Source organism: Streptomyces violaceorubidus, assembly GCF_000717995.1.
In the GTDB taxonomy this organism is placed as follows: Bacteria; Actinomycetota; Actinomycetes; order Streptomycetales; family Streptomycetaceae; genus Streptomyces; species Streptomyces violaceorubidus.
The window spans coordinates 372,314-388,064 of sequence record NZ_JODM01000002.1; the positions used below are offsets into that span (position 1 = coordinate 372,314).

General features: G+C 73.9%; 18 protein-coding genes and 1 pseudogene. 7 read left to right on the forward strand and 12 right to left on the reverse strand.

All coding sequences use genetic code 11. From position 1 onward, the window contains the following. Positions 1-19: 19 nt before the first annotated feature. Positions 20-544: a hypothetical protein gene (locus IE94_RS0105605; protein WP_030179043.1), complete on the reverse strand. Its 525-nt coding sequence runs from the start codon at positions 542-544 to the stop codon at positions 20-22. After that, positions 541-2,253, reverse strand: a complete 1,713-nt coding sequence (locus IE94_RS0105610; protein ID WP_030179044.1) for a PHP domain-containing protein — start codon at positions 2,251-2,253, stop codon at positions 541-543. Before IE94_RS0105610 ends, IE94_RS0105605 begins: the two co-directional genes overlap by 4 nt. A 151-nt stretch (positions 2,254-2,404) precedes the next feature. Here IE94_RS0105610 and IE94_RS0105615 point away from each other — a divergent pair, with 151 nt between their 5' ends. Continuing rightward, on the forward strand, positions 2,405-2,974 hold the full coding sequence (locus tag IE94_RS0105615; protein WP_030179045.1) for a TetR/AcrR family transcriptional regulator: 570 nt from the start codon (positions 2,405-2,407) through the stop codon (positions 2,972-2,974). Between the two features lie 2 nt (positions 2,975-2,976). Here the strand turns inward: IE94_RS0105615 and IE94_RS0105620 are convergent, their stop codons facing one another. The 5 genes from IE94_RS0105620 to IE94_RS0105640 all read right to left on the reverse strand — a co-directional run bounded on the left by IE94_RS0105620 (position 2,977) and on the right by IE94_RS0105640 (position 6,259). Continuing rightward, positions 2,977-3,732, reverse strand: a complete 756-nt coding sequence (locus tag IE94_RS0105620) for an isocitrate lyase/PEP mutase family protein (protein WP_030179046.1) — start codon at positions 3,730-3,732, stop codon at positions 2,977-2,979. Next, the gene (locus IE94_RS0105625; protein WP_030179047.1) at positions 3,729-4,190 is read right to left on the reverse strand and encodes a hypothetical protein; all 462 of its coding nucleotides are present in this window, start codon (positions 4,188-4,190) and stop codon (positions 3,729-3,731) included. The genes IE94_RS0105620 and IE94_RS0105625 overlap by 4 nt, the downstream gene beginning before the upstream one ends. Before the next feature lie 71 nt (positions 4,191-4,261). After that, positions 4,262-4,921 (reverse strand): response regulator, encoded by a 660-nt coding sequence (locus IE94_RS0105630; protein ID WP_030179053.1) that lies wholly within the window; start codon positions 4,919-4,921, stop codon positions 4,262-4,264. Then, the gene (locus tag IE94_RS40855) at positions 4,918-5,115 is read right to left on the reverse strand and encodes an ATP-binding protein (RefSeq protein WP_030179055.1); all 198 of its coding nucleotides are present in this window, start codon (positions 5,113-5,115) and stop codon (positions 4,918-4,920) included. The genes IE94_RS0105630 and IE94_RS40855 overlap by 4 nt, the downstream gene beginning before the upstream one ends. Positions 5,116-5,419: 304 nt before the next feature. Continuing rightward, complete coding sequence (locus IE94_RS0105640; protein ID WP_030179058.1) at positions 5,420-6,259, reverse strand: CPBP family intramembrane glutamic endopeptidase; 840 nt, start codon at positions 6,257-6,259, stop codon at positions 5,420-5,422. A 161-nt stretch (positions 6,260-6,420) separates the two neighbouring features. On the opposite strand from IE94_RS0105640, the gene mmuM reads away from it, so the two are divergent. Beyond that, a complete protein-coding gene (mmuM, locus tag IE94_RS0105645; protein ID WP_030179062.1) occupies positions 6,421-7,335 on the forward strand; it encodes a homocysteine S-methyltransferase in 915 nt (304 codons plus the stop codon). Positions 7,336-7,595: 260 nt separating this feature from the next. Further along, positions 7,596-8,951, forward strand: coding sequence for a D-alanyl-D-alanine carboxypeptidase/D-alanyl-D-alanine endopeptidase (gene dacB / locus IE94_RS0105650; RefSeq protein WP_030179064.1), 1,356 nt, complete (start codon positions 7,596-7,598; stop codon positions 8,949-8,951). A gap of 64 nt (positions 8,952-9,015) precedes the next feature. Here dacB and IE94_RS0105655 read toward each other — a convergent pair whose 3' ends face one another. Beyond that, positions 9,016-9,432, reverse strand: a complete 417-nt coding sequence (locus IE94_RS0105655; protein WP_037921809.1) for an ATP-binding protein — start codon at positions 9,430-9,432, stop codon at positions 9,016-9,018. Positions 9,433-9,544: 112 nt separating this feature from the next. Between IE94_RS0105655 and IE94_RS0105660 the strand changes: the two genes are divergently transcribed. Continuing rightward, complete coding sequence (locus IE94_RS0105660) at positions 9,545-10,363, forward strand: helix-turn-helix domain-containing protein (RefSeq protein ID WP_030179069.1); 819 nt, start codon at positions 9,545-9,547, stop codon at positions 10,361-10,363. Beyond that, positions 10,360-10,533: a DUF397 domain-containing protein gene (locus IE94_RS0105665; RefSeq protein WP_030179072.1), complete on the forward strand. Its 174-nt coding sequence runs from the start codon at positions 10,360-10,362 to the stop codon at positions 10,531-10,533. The genes IE94_RS0105660 and IE94_RS0105665 overlap by 4 nt, the downstream gene beginning before the upstream one ends. On the opposite strand, the gene IE94_RS0105670 is transcribed toward IE94_RS0105665, so the two are convergent. Further along, positions 10,487-11,995, reverse strand: coding sequence for a carboxylesterase/lipase family protein (locus IE94_RS0105670; RefSeq protein WP_030179075.1), 1,509 nt, complete (start codon positions 11,993-11,995; stop codon positions 10,487-10,489). The two genes, IE94_RS0105665 and IE94_RS0105670, sit on opposite strands and share 47 nt — an antisense overlap. Positions 11,996-12,139: 144 nt before the next feature. Between IE94_RS0105670 and IE94_RS0105675 the strand changes: the two genes are divergently transcribed. Further along, positions 12,140-12,454, forward strand: a complete 315-nt coding sequence (locus tag IE94_RS0105675; protein ID WP_030179077.1) for an STAS domain-containing protein — start codon at positions 12,140-12,142, stop codon at positions 12,452-12,454. 36 nt (positions 12,455-12,490) lie between these two features. Next, positions 12,491-12,763: pseudogene (locus tag IE94_RS0105685) on the forward strand (VOC family protein); the annotation flags it as partial. Here the strand turns inward: IE94_RS0105685 and IE94_RS0105690 are convergent. From IE94_RS0105690 to IE94_RS0105700, 3 genes are all read right to left on the reverse strand, one after another. Next, positions 12,703-13,473, reverse strand: coding sequence for a helix-turn-helix transcriptional regulator (locus IE94_RS0105690; protein ID WP_078606398.1), 771 nt, complete (start codon positions 13,471-13,473; stop codon positions 12,703-12,705). The pseudogene IE94_RS0105685 and the gene IE94_RS0105690 sit on opposite strands and share 61 nt — an antisense overlap. 10 nt (positions 13,474-13,483) lie before the next feature. Continuing rightward, positions 13,484-14,422 carry an AraC family transcriptional regulator gene (locus tag IE94_RS0105695; RefSeq protein WP_030179092.1) on the reverse strand — a complete coding sequence of 313 codons (939 nt, stop codon included), beginning with the start codon at positions 14,420-14,422 and terminating at the stop codon, positions 13,484-13,486. Positions 14,423-14,505: 83 nt separating this feature from the next. Continuing rightward, entirely contained in the window at positions 14,506-15,711 is a 1,206-nt protein-coding gene (locus IE94_RS0105700) for a YihY/virulence factor BrkB family protein (protein ID WP_030179094.1), read from the reverse strand. Between the last annotated feature and the right edge of the window lie 40 nt (positions 15,712-15,751).

Consider the following 15,751-nt stretch of genomic DNA (forward strand, 5'->3'; position numbering starts at 1 on the left):
CCTCGGGTGGGGGGGCGGGTCAGTGGTCGGCGCAGCAGGGTGTCGGGGCGGGGTCCTCGAACGGCACGAGGGTGCCGCCCACCGCCGGCATGGCGGCCAGGACGAGACGGCCGTCCTGCCAGTGCGGGCGGACGTGGTTCCGGGTGACCAGCGGGGTGTCCGGGTCCGGCTCCTCCCGCGTGCCCAGGACGGTCACCCGGTCGATGGCCGAGCGGGCGAGCAGCTCGGCGAGCGTCAGGGTGCCGGTGAGGGCGTCCGCTCCGGGGAAGAGGACCGCGCGGCCGGTCTCGTCCCAGGTGCCGTCGCGAACCTCGTGTCCCCGGGCCGTGAGCCGGTCCCGGGCGGTGCGCAGGACCGGCTCCGCCTCGGCGGTGAGGGACAGGGCGACCCGCGGCCGGCCGTCCCGCACCAGGTGCGTGCAGCCGAAGACGTCCTCGGGGAGGGCGAGTTCGGCGGCGAGCGCCTGGAGCAGGTGGTCGGCCTCGCGCAGGGTGCTCGCGCCGGTGTCGATGCCGAGGACGTACGGCGCGGTGGGCGGGGTCATGACGGCAGGACCCACACCGGGTTGGAGTAGAACCACAGGTCGCGCCACGGGTCGGCGTCGCCGACGACGTCGAGGGCGGGGCCCGCCGGGTCGACCTTGGCGCCCAGCGAGCCGACGGCGGAGCGGTTGCCGTCGGTGCCGCGGGTGCGGAGGTAGACCGGGCGGTCGACGCGGCCGAGGTCGTAGGTGAGGCGGACGGTGCCGCGGTCCTTGTTCACCTCGTACGACCTGACGACCCGGGCGGTCGGCGCGGTGAAGGTGTCCTTGTCGGCGGCCGGGCCGGTCACGTCGCCCTGGATGACGTCCACGCGGGCCAGCTTCGGGACGAATCCCGCCCAGTTGGGACCGCCGGCCAGGGCGACGTCGATGGACAGGGTGACCCGGGTGCCCTTGCGGACGTGCAGGGCGCCGCCGAGCGTGGCCCAGCGGCCGCCGCCCGAGACGCGGACGTCGAGGCCGCTGACGAGCTGCCCGTGGTCGACCCAGACGCGGCCGGCGCGGATGCCGTCCATGACGGCGCCGTAGGAGAAGCCGTCGGAGCCGACGTGGGTGCGGCTGTACTGGCCGGGCCAGAAGTCGTTCTGGGTGATGTCGATCTGTCCGCCGTAGACGGGGTCGTCGTAGCGGCCGTTGGCGTTGAAGTCGCCGCCGCCGCGGGCGCCGGTGTCGGCGTAGACCTGGTGGGAGTCGGAGTTGGCGGTGATCCACCAGGGGCGGCCCTCGGCGATGAGGCTGTCCCACAGGCCGCCGACGGTGGCGGTCATCCAGTCGAAGCCGCCCCAGGTGCGGTAGCTCTCCAGGGGGTATGCGGCGAAGGAGTTGGCGCTCGGGCTGCCGTCGTAGATGCCGCGGGCGCCGCCCGGGCCCAGCGGCTTCGGCAGGCCGCCCGCCTGGTGGCCCGGGGCGCCCTCGAAGCCGACGGCGATCTGGTGGCCGCGGGAGGTGGCGTCACGCCAGGCGCGGATCTCGTGCGGGGAGTCGATGCCCTTGCGCGCCGGGTGGTTGGCGAGCATCAGGGCGTCCTTGACCTTGCGCCGCTTGACCTGGTCGGCGAGGAAGGAGAGGCCGGCGATGGCGAGGGCCTCGTTGGCGGGGGTGGAGTCGGTGGCCCCCTTGACGGCGCCGTCGTAGTCGGTCTCGAACTGCTTGAGGACGGAGACCTCGTGCTGGCCGGGGTGGACGAAGACCGTGCCGTGCTCGGCGGCCGGGATGTTCCACTCCAGGCCCTGGAAGACGAGGGTGTCCTCGTGGGCGTCGCGGGCCTCGCGGATGTCCGGGTTGACCTTCTCCACGCCGATCTTCGCGTGGGTGGCGCTGCCGTGGTCGGTGATGACCAGCCAGTCCATGCCGTGCCGGGCGCCCTGGCGGACCTGGTCGACGACGCGGTACTTGCCGTCGCTGCTGTACTGGGTGTGGATGTGGTGGTCGCCGGCCAGCCAGAGGAAGCCCTTGCCGCGGCGGCCGTTGCCCGCGGCCCGCGCGGGGGCGGCGGTGGCGGTCTGGGCGAGGACGGTACCGGCGGCCAGTCCGGCGCCGAGCAGACCGGCGCGGCGCAGCAGGCCGCGGCGCGACTGCTGTTCGGGGCTCAGGGCCTCGTCGGGGACGCTGGTGTCGAAGGCGGCGGGCAGGGCCGGCGCGCTCTCGTGCTCGTGGTCGTGCGGGTGCCCGTGGTGGTGGTGACCGTGGGTGTGTCCGTGTCCGTGCCCCATGCGTGTTCCTCCCGAAGACCGCCGCCGTGCGCGGCTCCGAGGAGAATCGGCGCGGAACATGAACGTTGAACGACTTGCGGGTGATCCGCGACCGCCGCCCTGCCTGCCCTAGCATGAATCCCAGGAATCCCAGGTTGCGGAAAGGCGGCCCATGCCCCGAGCGGGTCTCACCACGGACCGCGTCGTCGCCGCGGCCGCCGACCTCGCCGACGCCTCCGGGCTGGACGCGGTCACCGTCTCCGCCCTCGCCCGGCACTTCGGGGTCAGGGACGCCAGCCTGTACACGCACGTGCGCAACCTCCAGGACCTGCGCTTCCGGGTGGCGCTGCTGGCCGGCGGCGAGCTGATCGAGGAGATCGCCCAGGCGGTGGCCGGCCGGGCCGGGAAGGAGGCGCTGGCCGCCTTCGCGGGCGCCTACCGGGCCTACGCCCTGCGCCACCCCGGCCGCTACGCCGCCACCCAGATCCGCGTCGACCAGTCCCTCGTCGCCGACTCCCCCGCCCTGCGCCGCACCGCCGAGATCACCCACGGCATGCTGCGCGCCTACGGCCTGACCGAGCCCGACCTCACCGACGCGGTGCGCCTGCTGCGCTCCACCTTCCACGGATACTGCGCACTGGAGGCATCCGGCGGCTTCGGCGCACCCCGCGACGTACAGGCGTCCTGGGACAAGGTGGTCGAGGCCCTGCACGTGGCACTGGCGAACTGGCCGCGGGCCTGAGGTCAGCCCAGCGCCCGCACCGCGTCGTACGTGGGTGCCGCACCGCCCGGGTCGCGGCCCGCCCGGATGCCCGCGGCCGTCTCCAGGGCGGCGCCCAGGGCGCGGCGGTAGAGCAGTGAGCCGAGGCTGACGCGGCGGACGCCGAGGTCGGTGAGGCGGGCGAGGGTGGGTCCCGCGGGTGAGTACAGGACGTTGAGGGGCACGTCGAAGTGCGCCGCGAGGGCGGCGATGCGGGCGGGGTCGGTGAGTCCGGGGACGAAGACGCCGTGGGCACCGGCCTCGCGGTAGGCCTCCAGGCGCCGCATCGTCTCCGCTCGGTCGCCGTCGCCCGACCAGTACGTGTCCGTACGGGCGTTGACGAACAGGCCGGGGGCGGCCGAGCGGACCGCGGCGATCTTCGCGGCGTGCCGGTCGGCGGGCCCGAGGGCGTCCTCCAGGTTGATGCCGACGGCGCCGACCGCGGCCAGCTCCCGTGCGCACTCCCCCACCTCGTCCGGGTCGTCGCTGAAGCCGTCCTCCGCGTCGACGGAGAGCAGGAAGGGGGCCGAGCCGAGCGTGAGGGCCAGCCGCAGGGTCTCGTCGCGGGTCGCCGACGCCCCGTCGGGCAGCCCGCCGGCCGCCGCGACGCCGAGGCTGGTCGTTCCCACGGCGCCGAAGCCCTGCGCGGCGAGGGCGAAGGCGGAGGCGTGGTCCCAGGCGCAGGGCAGCAGCAGGGGCTCACCGGCACGGTGCAGGGCGGCGAAGGCGGTCGCGGTCACGACAGGTCGCCCACCGCGTCGGCGTAGTACACGGACTCCGCCAGGTGCGCGGCGAGTTCGCGGAAGCTCCAGCCCTCGCCGGGCGAGTGGTCGAGCTGCTCGTCGGTGAGCGTGTCGAGGCGGTTGGCCCAGATGCGGGCGAGCCGGGTGAGGCGGCTGCGGGCCTCGTCGAGGTCCTCGGCGGTGAAGCGCGCGCGGTCCGCGTCCGTGGTGACCAGGGAGGCGTGCCAGTGGTCGGGCTGCGTCTGATCGCCCGCCAGCCTGGCCTCCAGCTCCGCGAGGTGGTCGACCAGGTGGTCGGCGACCCGCCGGACCGCCTTGTGCGGGGTGTAGAGGCGGCCGTCGACGTGTGCGGGGCTCCCGTCCCAGCGGGTCCAGGTGGCGGCCAGGGCCAGGACGTGGTCGACCATGCCGGTGACGGCGTCGGCGGGTGCGGTGACGGTGTTCGTGTCGCTCATGTCCCGAACGCTAGGTGCCCGTTCCTTCGGCGGGGGCCGAAGTGTCCCCGGCGCGGGTGCGGGTGCTGCGCTCAGGTCACCAGCCCGTGCCGGTAGGCGTAGACGACCGCCTGGACGCGGTCGCGCAGGTCGAGTTTGGTGAGGATGCGGGACACGAAGGTCTTGACGGTCTCGGGGCTGATCACCAGGGCCGCGGCGATCTCGCTGTTGGAGAGGCCGTCCGCGATCAGGCGCAGCACCTCCATCTCCCGGGGGGTGAGCGGGACGTCTCCGGGGGTGCCCTCGGCGGGGCGGATCCGGGCCGCGTACCGGCCGACGAGGCGGCGCGTCACATCGGGGTCGAGCAGGGCCGCGCCCAGGGCGACGGTGCGGATGCCGTGCAGCAGCCGGTCCGGCGGCGCGTCCTTCAGCAGGAAGCCGCTGGCGCCCGCCCGCAGCGCCTCGTAGACGTACTCGTCGAGGTTGAACGTCGTCACCACGAGCACCTTGACGGGGTGCTCCACCCCCGCGCCGGCCAGCAGGCGGGTGGCCTCCAGGCCGTCGAGCACCGGCATGCGGATGTCCATCACCACGACGTCCGGGCGCAGTTCGCGGGCCAGGTCGACCCCGCTGCGCCCGTCCCCGCACTCGCCGACCACCTCGAGGTCGGGCTGGGCGTCGACGATGGTCGCCAGACCGGTGCGGATCAGTGCCTGGTCGTCGCAGATCAGGACCCGGACCGGTGCGCTCATGCGGTGCTCCCCCCGCTCCCCCCGGGTATCCGGGCCCGTACGACGAAGCCGCCGCCGGCCGGGCGGTCGGTGCTGAACTCGCCGCCCAGCACGTCGACCCGCTCCCGCAGACCGGCCAGGCCCCGCCCGCTGCCGCCGGGGGACGCGGCCCCCGTGCCGGAGCCGTCCGTGATCCTCGCCCTCGCGTGGGGCATCGGCGCGTGGATGCGCTCCGCGCGGGCCGCCGAGGCCCGCGCAGTTGGTCGAGGGCGAAGCCGAGCGAGACCAGGGCGAGGCAGGCGAGTGTCCACCGCCGGCGCACGGCCAGGGGGATGCACTGGAGGACGGCCGCCACCCCGGCCAGCGCGTCGGCGGGACGGGTCGGCAGGCCGCCGATCTCCGTGCCCTGACCGCGCAGCTCGGGCAGGAGCGAGGCGACGAGGAGCAGCACCCCGAGCGGGAGGTCCCGGGCCGTGACGTCGAGCCGGCGCCACCGGTCCAGGACCCCTCGGCGATCGATCATCGGGGAAGTGTAGCCGCGGAGCCGGCGCGCGCGGCCCGCCGGGAGCCGAACGGCACGATGTGCCCACGCCGGTGCGCCAGCCACAGGAAGACCAGGGTGAGCAGCGCCCCGAAGCCCACCGAGTACACACTGCCCTCCGGGCCGAAGTCGCCGCCGGTGAGCAGCTTCGGGCCCGACATCGTGGCGTCCAGCAGGCCCTCGCTGCTGCCGTTACCGGACACGACGGTGCTGAAGACGCCGCCCGCGGCGAAGTTCCAGCCGAAGTGCACGCCGATGGTCAGCCACAGGTTGCGGGTGGCGGCGTAGGCGGCGGCGAGCATGAACCCGGCCTCGATCGCGATGGCGACGGCGCCCCACAGGGTGGCGTCCTCGTTGAGCAGGTGCGAGAGCCCGAAGACGACGCCGGTCAGGGCCAGGGCGAGGTAGGTGCCGAGGTGCTCCTCGACGATCCGGAACAGCACCCCGCGGTAGACGACCTCCTCGGTCGCGGCGGCCCCGGCCATGAAGCCGACCAGACCGATCGCGCCCTGCACCGAGCCCAGTCCGTCGACCTCGTAGTGGCCGGAGGTTGAGAGGTTCACGATGACGGCCGAGAACATCCCGGCCCCGATCAGCGTCCCCCAGCCGAACTTGGCGCCGGCGCCCTCCAGGGCCACGTCCAGGGCCTGCCGTCGCTCGGTCCGGCGCACCACCCATCCGTACACGAACAGCACCAGCGCGGCCGCCGTGAGACCGACGACCAGGGTGAGCCAGTCGTTGTCCTTCACCGCGTTGATGGCGACGCCGCCGACGGCGTACGCCGCCAGCACGGCCAGGAACTGCCGGACGAACCTCACGGGAACTCCTCTTCTCGGGCCCGGGACGGGAGCGCCGCGGGCTGCACCGGACGCTACGGATCGGGCGGCCCGGGATCGTCACCTCACGGTGGACACCTGTCCGTAGCTCGCTCGGGGGACAAGGCCCCGGGACCCGGGGGGGGCGCCGTAGCCTCGGACGCATGACCAGCGACTTCGCCGACGCCCTCGCCTCCGGCCCGCTCGTGCTCGACGGCGGGCTGTCCAACCAGCTGGAGGCGGCCGGGCACGACCTGGGCGACGCGCTGTGGTCGGCCCGGCTGCTCGCCGAGGATCCCGAGGCGATCACGCGCGCCCACCTCGCCTACTTCGAGGCGGGCGCGGAGGTGGCGATCACCTCCACCTACCAGGCCACCTTCGAGGGCTTCGCGCGGCGCGGCACAGGGCGGGAGCGGGCCGCCGAACTGCTCGCGCTCGGCGTGGAGTCGGCCCGCGAGGCCGCCCGCCGGGCCGGGGCAATCCGCCCCGGCCGCCGTCTGTGGGTGGCGGCGTCGGCGGGCCCGTACGGGGCGATGCTCGCGGACGGCTCCGAGTACCGGGGGCGGTACGGTCTCGCGGTGGCCGAGCTGGAGCGCTTCCACCGCCCCCGCCTGGAGGTGCTGGCCGCGGCGCGGCCCGACGTCCTCGCGCTGGAGACGGTCCCGGACACCGACGAGGCGGCGGCGCTGCTGCGGGCGGTGCGCGGGCTGGGCGTGCCCGCCTGGCTGTCGTACACGGTCGCCGGGGACCGCACGCGCGCCGGTCAGCCGCTGGAGGAGGCCTTCGCCCTGGCCGCCGACGCGGCGGAGGTGGTCGCGGTGGGTGTCAACTGCTGCGCCCCCGAGGACGTGTCCGGGGCGGTGGAGACCGCCGCCCGCGTCACCGGCAAGCCGGTCGTCGCGTATCCCAACAGCGGAGAGACGTGGGACGCGGTGTCCCGGAGCTGGCGGGGGCGGTCCTCGTTCGCGGCCGAGCGGGTGCGGGGCTGGCGGCAGCGCGGGGCCCGACTGGTCGGCGGCTGCTGCCGGGTGGGTCCGGAGACGATCGCGTCGATCGCCCGGGTCCTGCCCCCACAATGACCGGACGGCGTGCGCCAAGTACTCGGTGGCGGGGCGATGCCCCGAAGGTCCGCGTCCCGGGGGACTGAAGGGCACCGGAACCACCCCTTCGACCTGGGGAAAGCGGGCCTTTGCGGAGGTACCCGGGCACCGTCGCGTCGTTCGGTCGCAGGACTTTCACACACCGTCAATTTTTAGTCCCAGCCCTTCATATGACGGCTGGTAGCGTGCCCAGGGCTTCACCCCCACAGAAGAAGTAACCGATCTTTGGACTTCACTTCATGACTGGTACGCCAGACGAAACCCCCACCAACACCTTCGCCCCGGGCGGACGGCGCAGGCACCGCAAGGCGAGAGTGAGCCGCATCGGCGCACGCCGGGCCCTCGTGCTCGCCATGGCCGTGCCCGTGGCCTCCGCCACGCTGGCCGGCACGTCCGCCTTCGCCGCCGACGACGGCGCCCCGCAGGCCCGGGGTGTCTCGGTCGACGACCTCGCCGCCGACGACGCGCAGCTGGTGAAGAACCTCGACGAGCGCCTCGCCGACGCGCGTCTGGGCACCGACGTCAGCGGCGTCGTGCTCGACGCCGACTCGGACACCGCCCTGTGGGACCACAACGGCTCCACCGCGCTCATGCCGGCCTCCAACGCCAAGCTCGTCACGGCCACCACGGCCCTGACGCTGCTGGGCGCGAACCACGAGTTCACCACCAAGGTCGTGTACGGCGAGGGCACCCTCACCCTCGTCGGCGGCGGTGACCGCACCCTGACGAGCGAGGACGTCGCCGAGCTGGCCAGGACGGCCGCCGACGGGCTCCGGGCTGCGGGCCGGACCGACGTCCAGGTCCGGGTGGACGACAGCCTGTTCGCCGACCCGAGCCTCGCCGAGGGCTGGAACGAGGGCTACTACCCCACCGAGGTCGCACCGGTGCGTTCGCTCGTCGTCGACGGCGCCGCCGTCCAGGACACCTCGATCGACGCGGGCAAGGTCTTCGCGAAGAAGCTCGCCGCCGAGGGCGTCACCGTCACCGGCGAGGTGGCCCGCGCGACGGCGAAGCAGTCCGACGTCCCGGTGGCGCAGCACAAGTCGGCGCCGCTGTCCGAGGTCGTCAAGAAGATGCTCAAGACCAGCGACAACAACATCGCCGAGACCCTGCTGCGGATGACCGCCGTGGAGCTGGGCAAGCCGGGGACCTTCGAGGCCGGCACCGCGCTGGTCCGCCAGGTGCTCAGCTCGTACGGCATCTCCCTCGACAACTTCGAGATGTACGACGGCAGCGGCCTCTCCCGGGCCGACCGCATCCCGGCGGCGACGCTGGCGCAGCTCCTGGACGCGATCACGGAGTCCCCCGCCCTGGGCTCGATCCTGGAGGGACTGCCGGTCGCGGGCGAGGCCGGGGCGAGCCTCGGCCCGGAGTGGGGACGCTTCGACGACCCCAACTCCCAGTGCGCCGTCGGCAAGGTGCAGGCGAAGACCGGCACGCTCACCGGAGCGATCGCCCTGAGCGGTGTCACCCGCACCGACGACGGCGACTGGCGGATCTTCTCCTTCATCGAGAACAACTCGACGGCCGCCCCGAGCGACATCAAGGACGCCTTGGACGGCCTCGCGGCGACCGTGAACGGCTGCTGGGCCTGACCCGTCGCAGGTGACGGAGCGTGGAGATCCGGTGAAGGTCCCCGGGGGCAGACGGGCTGCCCCGTCAGTCCACCCGGACGGAACACTCGAACCACACGACCTTGCCGGGCTCCCGCTCCGTCACGCCCCACTCGTCCGCCACCTCCGACACCAGCAGCAGCCCGCGCCCGCCCTCGTCCGACCCGTCCGGACCCAGGGGTACGGCCGGTACCCCGCCCCCGCTGTCGTGGACCTCGACGCGTACGCCGTCCCCGCAGGGCAGCGGCCACAGCCGCAGCAGGAAGCCCCGGCCGGGCGGTACGCCGTGCACCAGGGCGTTGGTCGCCAGTTCACTGACGCAGAGCAGCACGTCGTCCGCGCGCCCGCGCACTCCCCAGTCGGCGAGCGTCTCCCTCGCGAACGCCCGCGCGGCGGGGACGGACCGGCGCTCACGGCGGTAGAAGCGCTCACGTGGGGACGAGGGTGGAGTTTCGTTGTTCACATGACGAGGGTCACGCTCCGTGGTCATGATGGGGCAGTGCGCATGGCCGTACAGGCGGTCTGTACGGGTGCGCGATGGTGAACGTACGCGCGCGGGTGGGGAGTTCGACCTCATGGGCACCACGACACGGAGGAACGCCTCCGCGATGAAGATGGTGGGCGCGCTGCTCGCCCTCTACCGGCAGGCGGCGGGGCACACCCAACGGTCCCTGGGCGAACGCTTCGTCATCGGCGAGCAGCAGATCGCCTCGATCGAACAGGGCCGCCGCCCCCTGAAGCCGGATCTCGCCGAGCAGCTCGACGAACTCCTGGGGACCAAGGGGGCGTTGTCGATTGCCCTGAGCAAGATGCCGGAGGTGGATCTGGTCCCGCTGTGGGCGGAGGAGTTCCTGGACCGGGAGCGGGAGGCCATCGCCATCTCCGTCTACGACAATTTGGCCGTGCCCGGCCAGCTCCAGACGGAGGGTTACGCGCGAGCGGTCTTCCGCAGCCGCGTTCCCGTTTACGAGGCGGACGAGATTGAACTGCGGGTGGCGACCCGCATGGACCGCCAGGAGATCCTGCATCGCAAAGTGCCGCCCACCACCAGCTTCGTAATCTGGGAAGCCGCCCTGCGAGACCGACTGGGTGGCAGGGAGGTCTACGCAGAACAGATTCAGAAGCTGCGCGAACACGCGGAGATGCCGGGGATCACGCTCCAAGTACTGCCGCTCGGACGCACTTCGCATGCCGGACTCGACGGAGCGTTCGTTCTGATGGAGACGCCCGAGTACCAGCGGCTCGCCTACATGGAGACCCAGCGTGGCAGCCAGCTGATCGCCGACCCCGAGGGGGTGGGGATCCTGACTCAGAAGTATGCGATGCTGCGGACGCAGGCCCTCAACACCGAGGAATCAAGGGCCCTGTTGGACCGTCTTCTGGGAGAAGCATGAGCGACACCGCACTCGAGTGGTTCAAGTCGACCTACAGCGGCAGCGAAGGCGGGCAGTGCGTCGAGGTCGCCGTCGAACCCACCGCCATCCACATCCGCGACTCCAAAGCCCCGCAGGGACACCTCACCGTCGGACCAGACGCCTGGGCCGCGTTCCTCGGGGCCCGGTGACGTCGGCCTTCCACAGGTCGTACTCCGCGTCGAGCGGGCCGACGGCCGTGTGCGGGGCGCCGTCCCCGAAGACCCGCACGGGGTGGGTGGCGTCCCAGGGGGCCCAGCCGGGGTCGCCGGTCTCGGCGAAGCGGACCCACGCCCCGTGCATCGCGTCGGCCAGCTCCTGCGGCGCTCCCTGGCCCGCGAGCCTGCGCGCGTCGGGCCCGTCGCCGGAGTCGAAGACGAAGCCCAGTTCCAGGGCGTGGCAGGCGCCGAGGTCGGGCAGGTTGGACGGCCAGGCGAACTCGTAGAGATGCGAGGATCCGGGCCGCGCGTCGGCCAGGCGGTGCATCGGGATGCGCAGCAGGTGGTCGGTGACCAGCTGGCCCACGGTCTCGGCGGCCCCCGCGTCGGGGCGCAGCGCGCGGTAGCCGCGGAGCACCTCATTGCCGCAGTGGCAGCGGGCTCGGGCGCCCGCGAGGGCCACCGCGCCGAGCCGGTCGACGCGTTCGACGAGCCCGCCGGGGACCAGCCAGAGCCGGTACTCGTCGCGGGTCCAGCCCATCATGAGGTCCACGCCCCGTGCCGCGTCGCCGTCGACGAGCGCCTCCAGCGGGTCGCGGGGCAGCACGTCGCCGTCGACGACGAGGCCGAAGCCGGGACCGCCTAGCACGGGGCTGCTGAACCTGCCCACCTCGGCCTGGACCCGCAGCAGCTGGTCGCGGTCGGCGGCGGCGAAGGCCTCGGCGGTGGCGGGGATCTTCAGGCGGGAGGCCATGCGGCGGACCATGCGCCGCACCTTGTCCCGGTCAAAGGCCTCGGGTGCGCCGCTCTGGAGCACGGCCCGCCGGAACAGGCCCTGGGCCGCCGGTGCGGCGAGGAGCGCGCCGGTGCTGATGGCGCCCGCGGACTGGCCGGCGACGGTGACCCGGTCGGGGTCGCCGCCGAAGGCCGCGATGCAGTCCCGCACCCACTGGAGGGCGGCGATCTGGTCGCGGAGGCCGGCGTTGGCGGGGGCGTCCGGGAACAGGCCGTAGCCCTCCACTCCCAGTCGGTAGTTGATCGACACGCAGACCACGCCGTCCCGGGCGAAGGTGTGGCCGTCGTAGACCGGTACGGCGGAGGATCCCCTGGTCAGGGCGCCGCCGTGCAGCCAGACCAGGACCGGCAGACGGGCGCCGGGGCCGGGCTCGGGGGTCCAGACGTTGAGGTTGAGGCAGTCGTCGCCGGGGATCGCGGGATCGGAGAGGTACCGGGCGAAGGCCTCGGAGTACGGCGGTTTGGGCGCCGTGGGACCGAAGGAGCCCGCGTCGCGGACGCCGTCCCAGGGCTCGGGAGGTACGGGCGGGCGGAACCGGCCCGGTCCGAAGGGGGGCGCCGCGTAGGGGATGCCCCGGAACACGGCGACGCCGTGCTCGTACCTGCCGCGTACCGCGCCGTGAACCGTCCTGACCACGGGGTTCGTCTGGCCTGACCGCATGCGCCCACCAGCCCTTCGCCGCACTCTCGTACCGCTCAACGCTCAGCGCCGGGCCGCCCTGATCTATTCCGGGACGCCCTCGGGGTCGCGGCTGGGGGACAATGGAGGTCACGCGGGCCGCATCGTGCCACCGAGGAGGCTGCCGTGACGGACGCACCCGTGAGAATCGCCGAGGCCGACGGACGGCGGGCGGTGCTGGCCTTCTCCGGGGACCTGGACGCCCCCGCGCTGGGCCTGCTGGAGGAGCTGCTCCTCGACCCGCGGCTGCGGGAGCCGGGGGCCTGGACCCTGGAGATGAGCGGCCTGGAGCACATCGATCTGGCCTGCGCCTACGCTCTGCTGCGGACGGTGACCCGGACGCCGGAGCCGGTCGCCCTCACCGTGCGCGGAGCCCGCCCGTCCGTGCACCGGACGCTGCGGCAGGCGGGGCTGGACACGGTGGCCGCCTTCACGGCGTAGCGGGGTCAGCCGCCCACGTCCACGTGGTGGTCGGGGGCGCCGTCGCCGAACGGCATCCGGCTGCTCCTGGACACCGAGGAGTCCGTCCGCTCCTTCACCCCCGGTGGGGAACCGCCGGCCGGTGGCGGACGGCACTCGCTCGCCCTGCTGTGCGACACGCCCGCCGAGGTGGACGCCTTCTACACGGAGCTGACGGGTGCCGGCTGCCACGGCGAGCGGACGCTCTGGGACGCCCCCTGGGGGCAGCGCTACGCCGTCGTCGGCGACCCGGACGGCCACGGCGTGGCCCTGTTCGCGCCGTCGGCCTGACTCCGGCCCGATCCGGACGGGGCCCGCCGACCGCCCAGGAGCTCGGCGGGCGGCAGGCCCGCGAGCTCGCGTACGTCCCGCGTCAGGTGCGCCTGGTCCGCGAAGCCGGTCCGGGCGGCCGTCTCGGCGAGGGGCGTGCCCTCCCGGGCCAGGGCGAGGGCGCGTTGCAGGCGCAGGACGCGGGCCAGCGTCTTGGGTCCGTAGCCGAAGGCCGCCAGGCAGTGCCGGTGCAGCGTACGGGCCGTGATGCCGAGCGCGTCGGCGGTCGCGGCGACCGGGCGGCCCGCGTCCAGGGCGGCGACGATCCGGCCCGGCAGCGGGTCGGGCGGTCCGGTCTCGGCGGCGCGGCTCAGGGCGGCCTCCTCCAGGCCGGTCGCCGGGTCGGGGGCCGCGTTCACCCGGGCGGCCAGGCGCCGGGCGCGGGTGGCCGGCCAGAGGTCGGTGAGGTCGACGCGCCGGTCGCGCAGTGCCTCGGCGGGGACGCCCAGCAGGGCGGGCGCGGTGCCGGGGTGGAAGCGGACACCGGCCCAGGTGCCCGGGGCGCCGTCGGTGACGTGGGCGCGGGTGTCGGGGCCCGCGACCAGCAGCCGGCCGTCGTACCAGAGCAGGTCCATGCAGCCGTCGGGAAGGACCCGCACGGGGCCGTCCCCGGTCGGGGTGTTGGTCCACACGACCGCGCCGGCCAGCCGGGACGCCCGCTGCGCGTACACGGGTGCCAGGTTACGCCGGGCCCCGGGTCCGGTACTCCTGCGGGCTGACGCCGTACTCCCGCTTGAAGGCGGTGGACAGGGCGAACGCGCTGCCGTAGCCGACCCGGCGGGCGATCGCGGCGAGGGTGTCCTCGGTGTCCCGCAGCCGGTCGGCGGCCAGGGCGAGGCGCCAGCCGGTGAGGTACCCCATGGGCGGTTCGCCGACCAGGTCGGTGAAGCGCCGGGCGAGCGCGGCGCGGGAGACCCCGGCCTCGGCGGCGAGGGACGCGACGGTCCAGGGGTGCGCCGGGTCGTCCTGGAGCAGCCGCAGCACCCGGCCGACGACCGGGTCGCCCATCGCCCGGTACCAGGCCGGTGCCTCGGCCGTGGGCCGGGCGAACCAGGCCCGCAACGCGGCGATGACCAGGAGGTCCAGGAGCCGGTCCAGGACCACCTCCTGGCCCGGCTCGTCCCGCGTGACCTCCGTCGTCAGCAGCGGGGTGAGGGGGTTGTCCCACGCGGCGGAGGTGAGGGACAGCAGCGGCGGCAGCGCGTCGAGGAGGCGTCCGCCGATCTCGCCGCGGACCAGGTAGGTGCCGATGAGGAGGACCGCCTCGCCGTCGGGGCGGTCGCCCCAGGTGCGTACGCCGAGGTCCATCGAGCCGTTGAGAGGGCGTCCGTCGGGGTAACTGCACACGCCGCCCGGCAGGATGACCGCCTGCGGGGCGGTGGCGGGGTCGTCGGCGCACACGTACGGGTCGGGGCCGCGCGCGATGGCCAGGTCACCGGGCCCCAGGCGCAGCCGCTCCCCCGCGTCGGGCAGGATCCAGGCGTCGCCGCGGACCATCAGCATCACGGTCAGCGGCGCCCCGTCCTCGATACGCACGGCCCAGGGCGGGTCGAAGCAGGCACGGATCATGAAGGCGCCGCGGGCCCGGGGACCCTCCAGAAGTCCGGCGAGTGCGTCCACGGTGCCAGTGTCCCGGTCCGGCCCGTGGCCCGTTCACCGGGGGTGTCCCGGGCCTCCTCGCGCCGTCCGGCCGTGGCGTCCCGCTAGGAGGCCTCGGGCTTGTCGTGGCCGTGGCCGTGGCCGTGATCGTGGCCGCGGCCGTCGTCCTCGTGGTCGTGGTGGTTGTCGGGGTGGGCGCGGTGCGCCGGGGGCGGGCTCTTCGGGTGGGTGCGCAGACGGGCCGTGACGTCCTCGGGGGGCAGGAAGCGGGACCAGCGCTCGGGGAACTCGGAGGGCATGTCGGGGTCGCCCTCGCCGTGCGCGGCGGTGCGGGCCACGTACTCGGCGACCTGGGCCTGGCGCAGCCGTTCGTTGGCCTCGCGGGCGGCGGCGGTCGCGGCGGCCGGCCACACCCGGTCGATGGCCGCGTTGACCGCGGCCCCCACGAGCACCGCGAACGCGGACACACCGATCCACAGCAGCACCGCCACGGGCGCGGCGAGCGAGCCGTAGATGGTCGGGCCCTCGACGGTGCTGGTGAGGTAGATGCGCAGCAGGAAGCTGCCCAGGACCCACATGGCGAGGGCGACCAGCGCGCCGGGGACGTCCTCGATCCACGGGGAGCGCACGGGCACCGACACGTGGTACAGCGTGGTCAGGAACGCCACCGACAGGATGATCACCACCGGCCAGTACAGCACCTGGACGACCGTCGTCGACCAGGGCACGACCCGCACCACGGCGTCCGGTCCCGCCACCATCAGCGGCAGCGCGACCGAGCCGATCAGCAGGGCCACGATGAACAGCAGGAACGCCATCAGGCGGGTCCTGACGATGCCCCGGACGCCGTCGAGGCCGTACATCACGGTGATGGTGTCTATGAAGACGTTCACCGCGCGGGAGCCCGACCACAGGGCGAACAGGAAGCCGATGGAGATCACGTCGGGCCGCCCGCCCTTCATCACGTCGTCCAGGATCGGCTCGGTGATCTGCTTGACGCCCTTCTCGGAGAGCACGGCGCGGGAGGCGTCCAGGATGTTTGCGCGCAGGCTCTCGGTGGTGTCGGCGCCGATCCAGGAGTCCACGTAACCGAGCAGGCCGAGGAGGCTCAGCAGCAGGGGCGGCACCGAGAGCAGGGTGAAGAACGCGGCCTCGGCGGCCAGGCCGAGGATGCGGTACTCCATGCACGAGTTGACCGTGTCCTTGAGCAGCAGCCAGGCGGTCCTGCGTTTGGAGACGTTCCGGTACAGGACCCGGGCACGGTGGAGCCGGCCCGAGGGCCGTTCGGGGGAGTCACTTGCTGGCTGCACGCCCTAAAGGTATCCGGCGCCGGGGGTGCGACTCATCCGC

Coding starts and splice junctions, on each gene's coding strand:
- IE94_RS0105625 (WP_030179047.1), bottom strand. CDS start 4,190: ATGAGCGACACGAACACCGTCACCGCACCCGCCGACGCCGTCACCGGC.
- IE94_RS0105605 (WP_030179043.1), bottom strand. CDS start 544: ATGACCCCGCCCACCGCGCCGTACGTCCTCGGCATCGACACCGGCGCG.
- mmuM (WP_030179062.1), top strand. CDS start 6,421: ATGACCAGCGACTTCGCCGACGCCCTCGCCTCCGGCCCGCTCGTGCTC.
- IE94_RS40855 (WP_030179055.1), bottom strand. CDS start 5,115: ATGCCCCACGCGAGGGCGAGGATCACGGACGGCTCCGGCACGGGGGCC.
- IE94_RS0105670 (WP_030179075.1), bottom strand. CDS start 11,995: ATGCGGTCAGGCCAGACGAACCCCGTGGTCAGGACGGTTCACGGCGCG.
- IE94_RS0105615 (WP_030179045.1), top strand. CDS start 2,405: ATGCCCCGAGCGGGTCTCACCACGGACCGCGTCGTCGCCGCGGCCGCC.
- IE94_RS0105660 (WP_030179069.1), top strand. CDS start 9,545: ATGGGCACCACGACACGGAGGAACGCCTCCGCGATGAAGATGGTGGGC.
- dacB (WP_030179064.1), top strand. CDS start 7,596: ATGACTGGTACGCCAGACGAAACCCCCACCAACACCTTCGCCCCGGGC.
- IE94_RS0105665 (WP_030179072.1), top strand. CDS start 10,360: ATGAGCGACACCGCACTCGAGTGGTTCAAGTCGACCTACAGCGGCAGC.
- IE94_RS0105630 (WP_030179053.1), bottom strand. CDS start 4,921: ATGAGCGCACCGGTCCGGGTCCTGATCTGCGACGACCAGGCACTGATC.
- IE94_RS0105610 (WP_030179044.1), bottom strand. CDS start 2,253: ATGGGGCACGGACACGGACACACCCACGGTCACCACCACCACGGGCAC.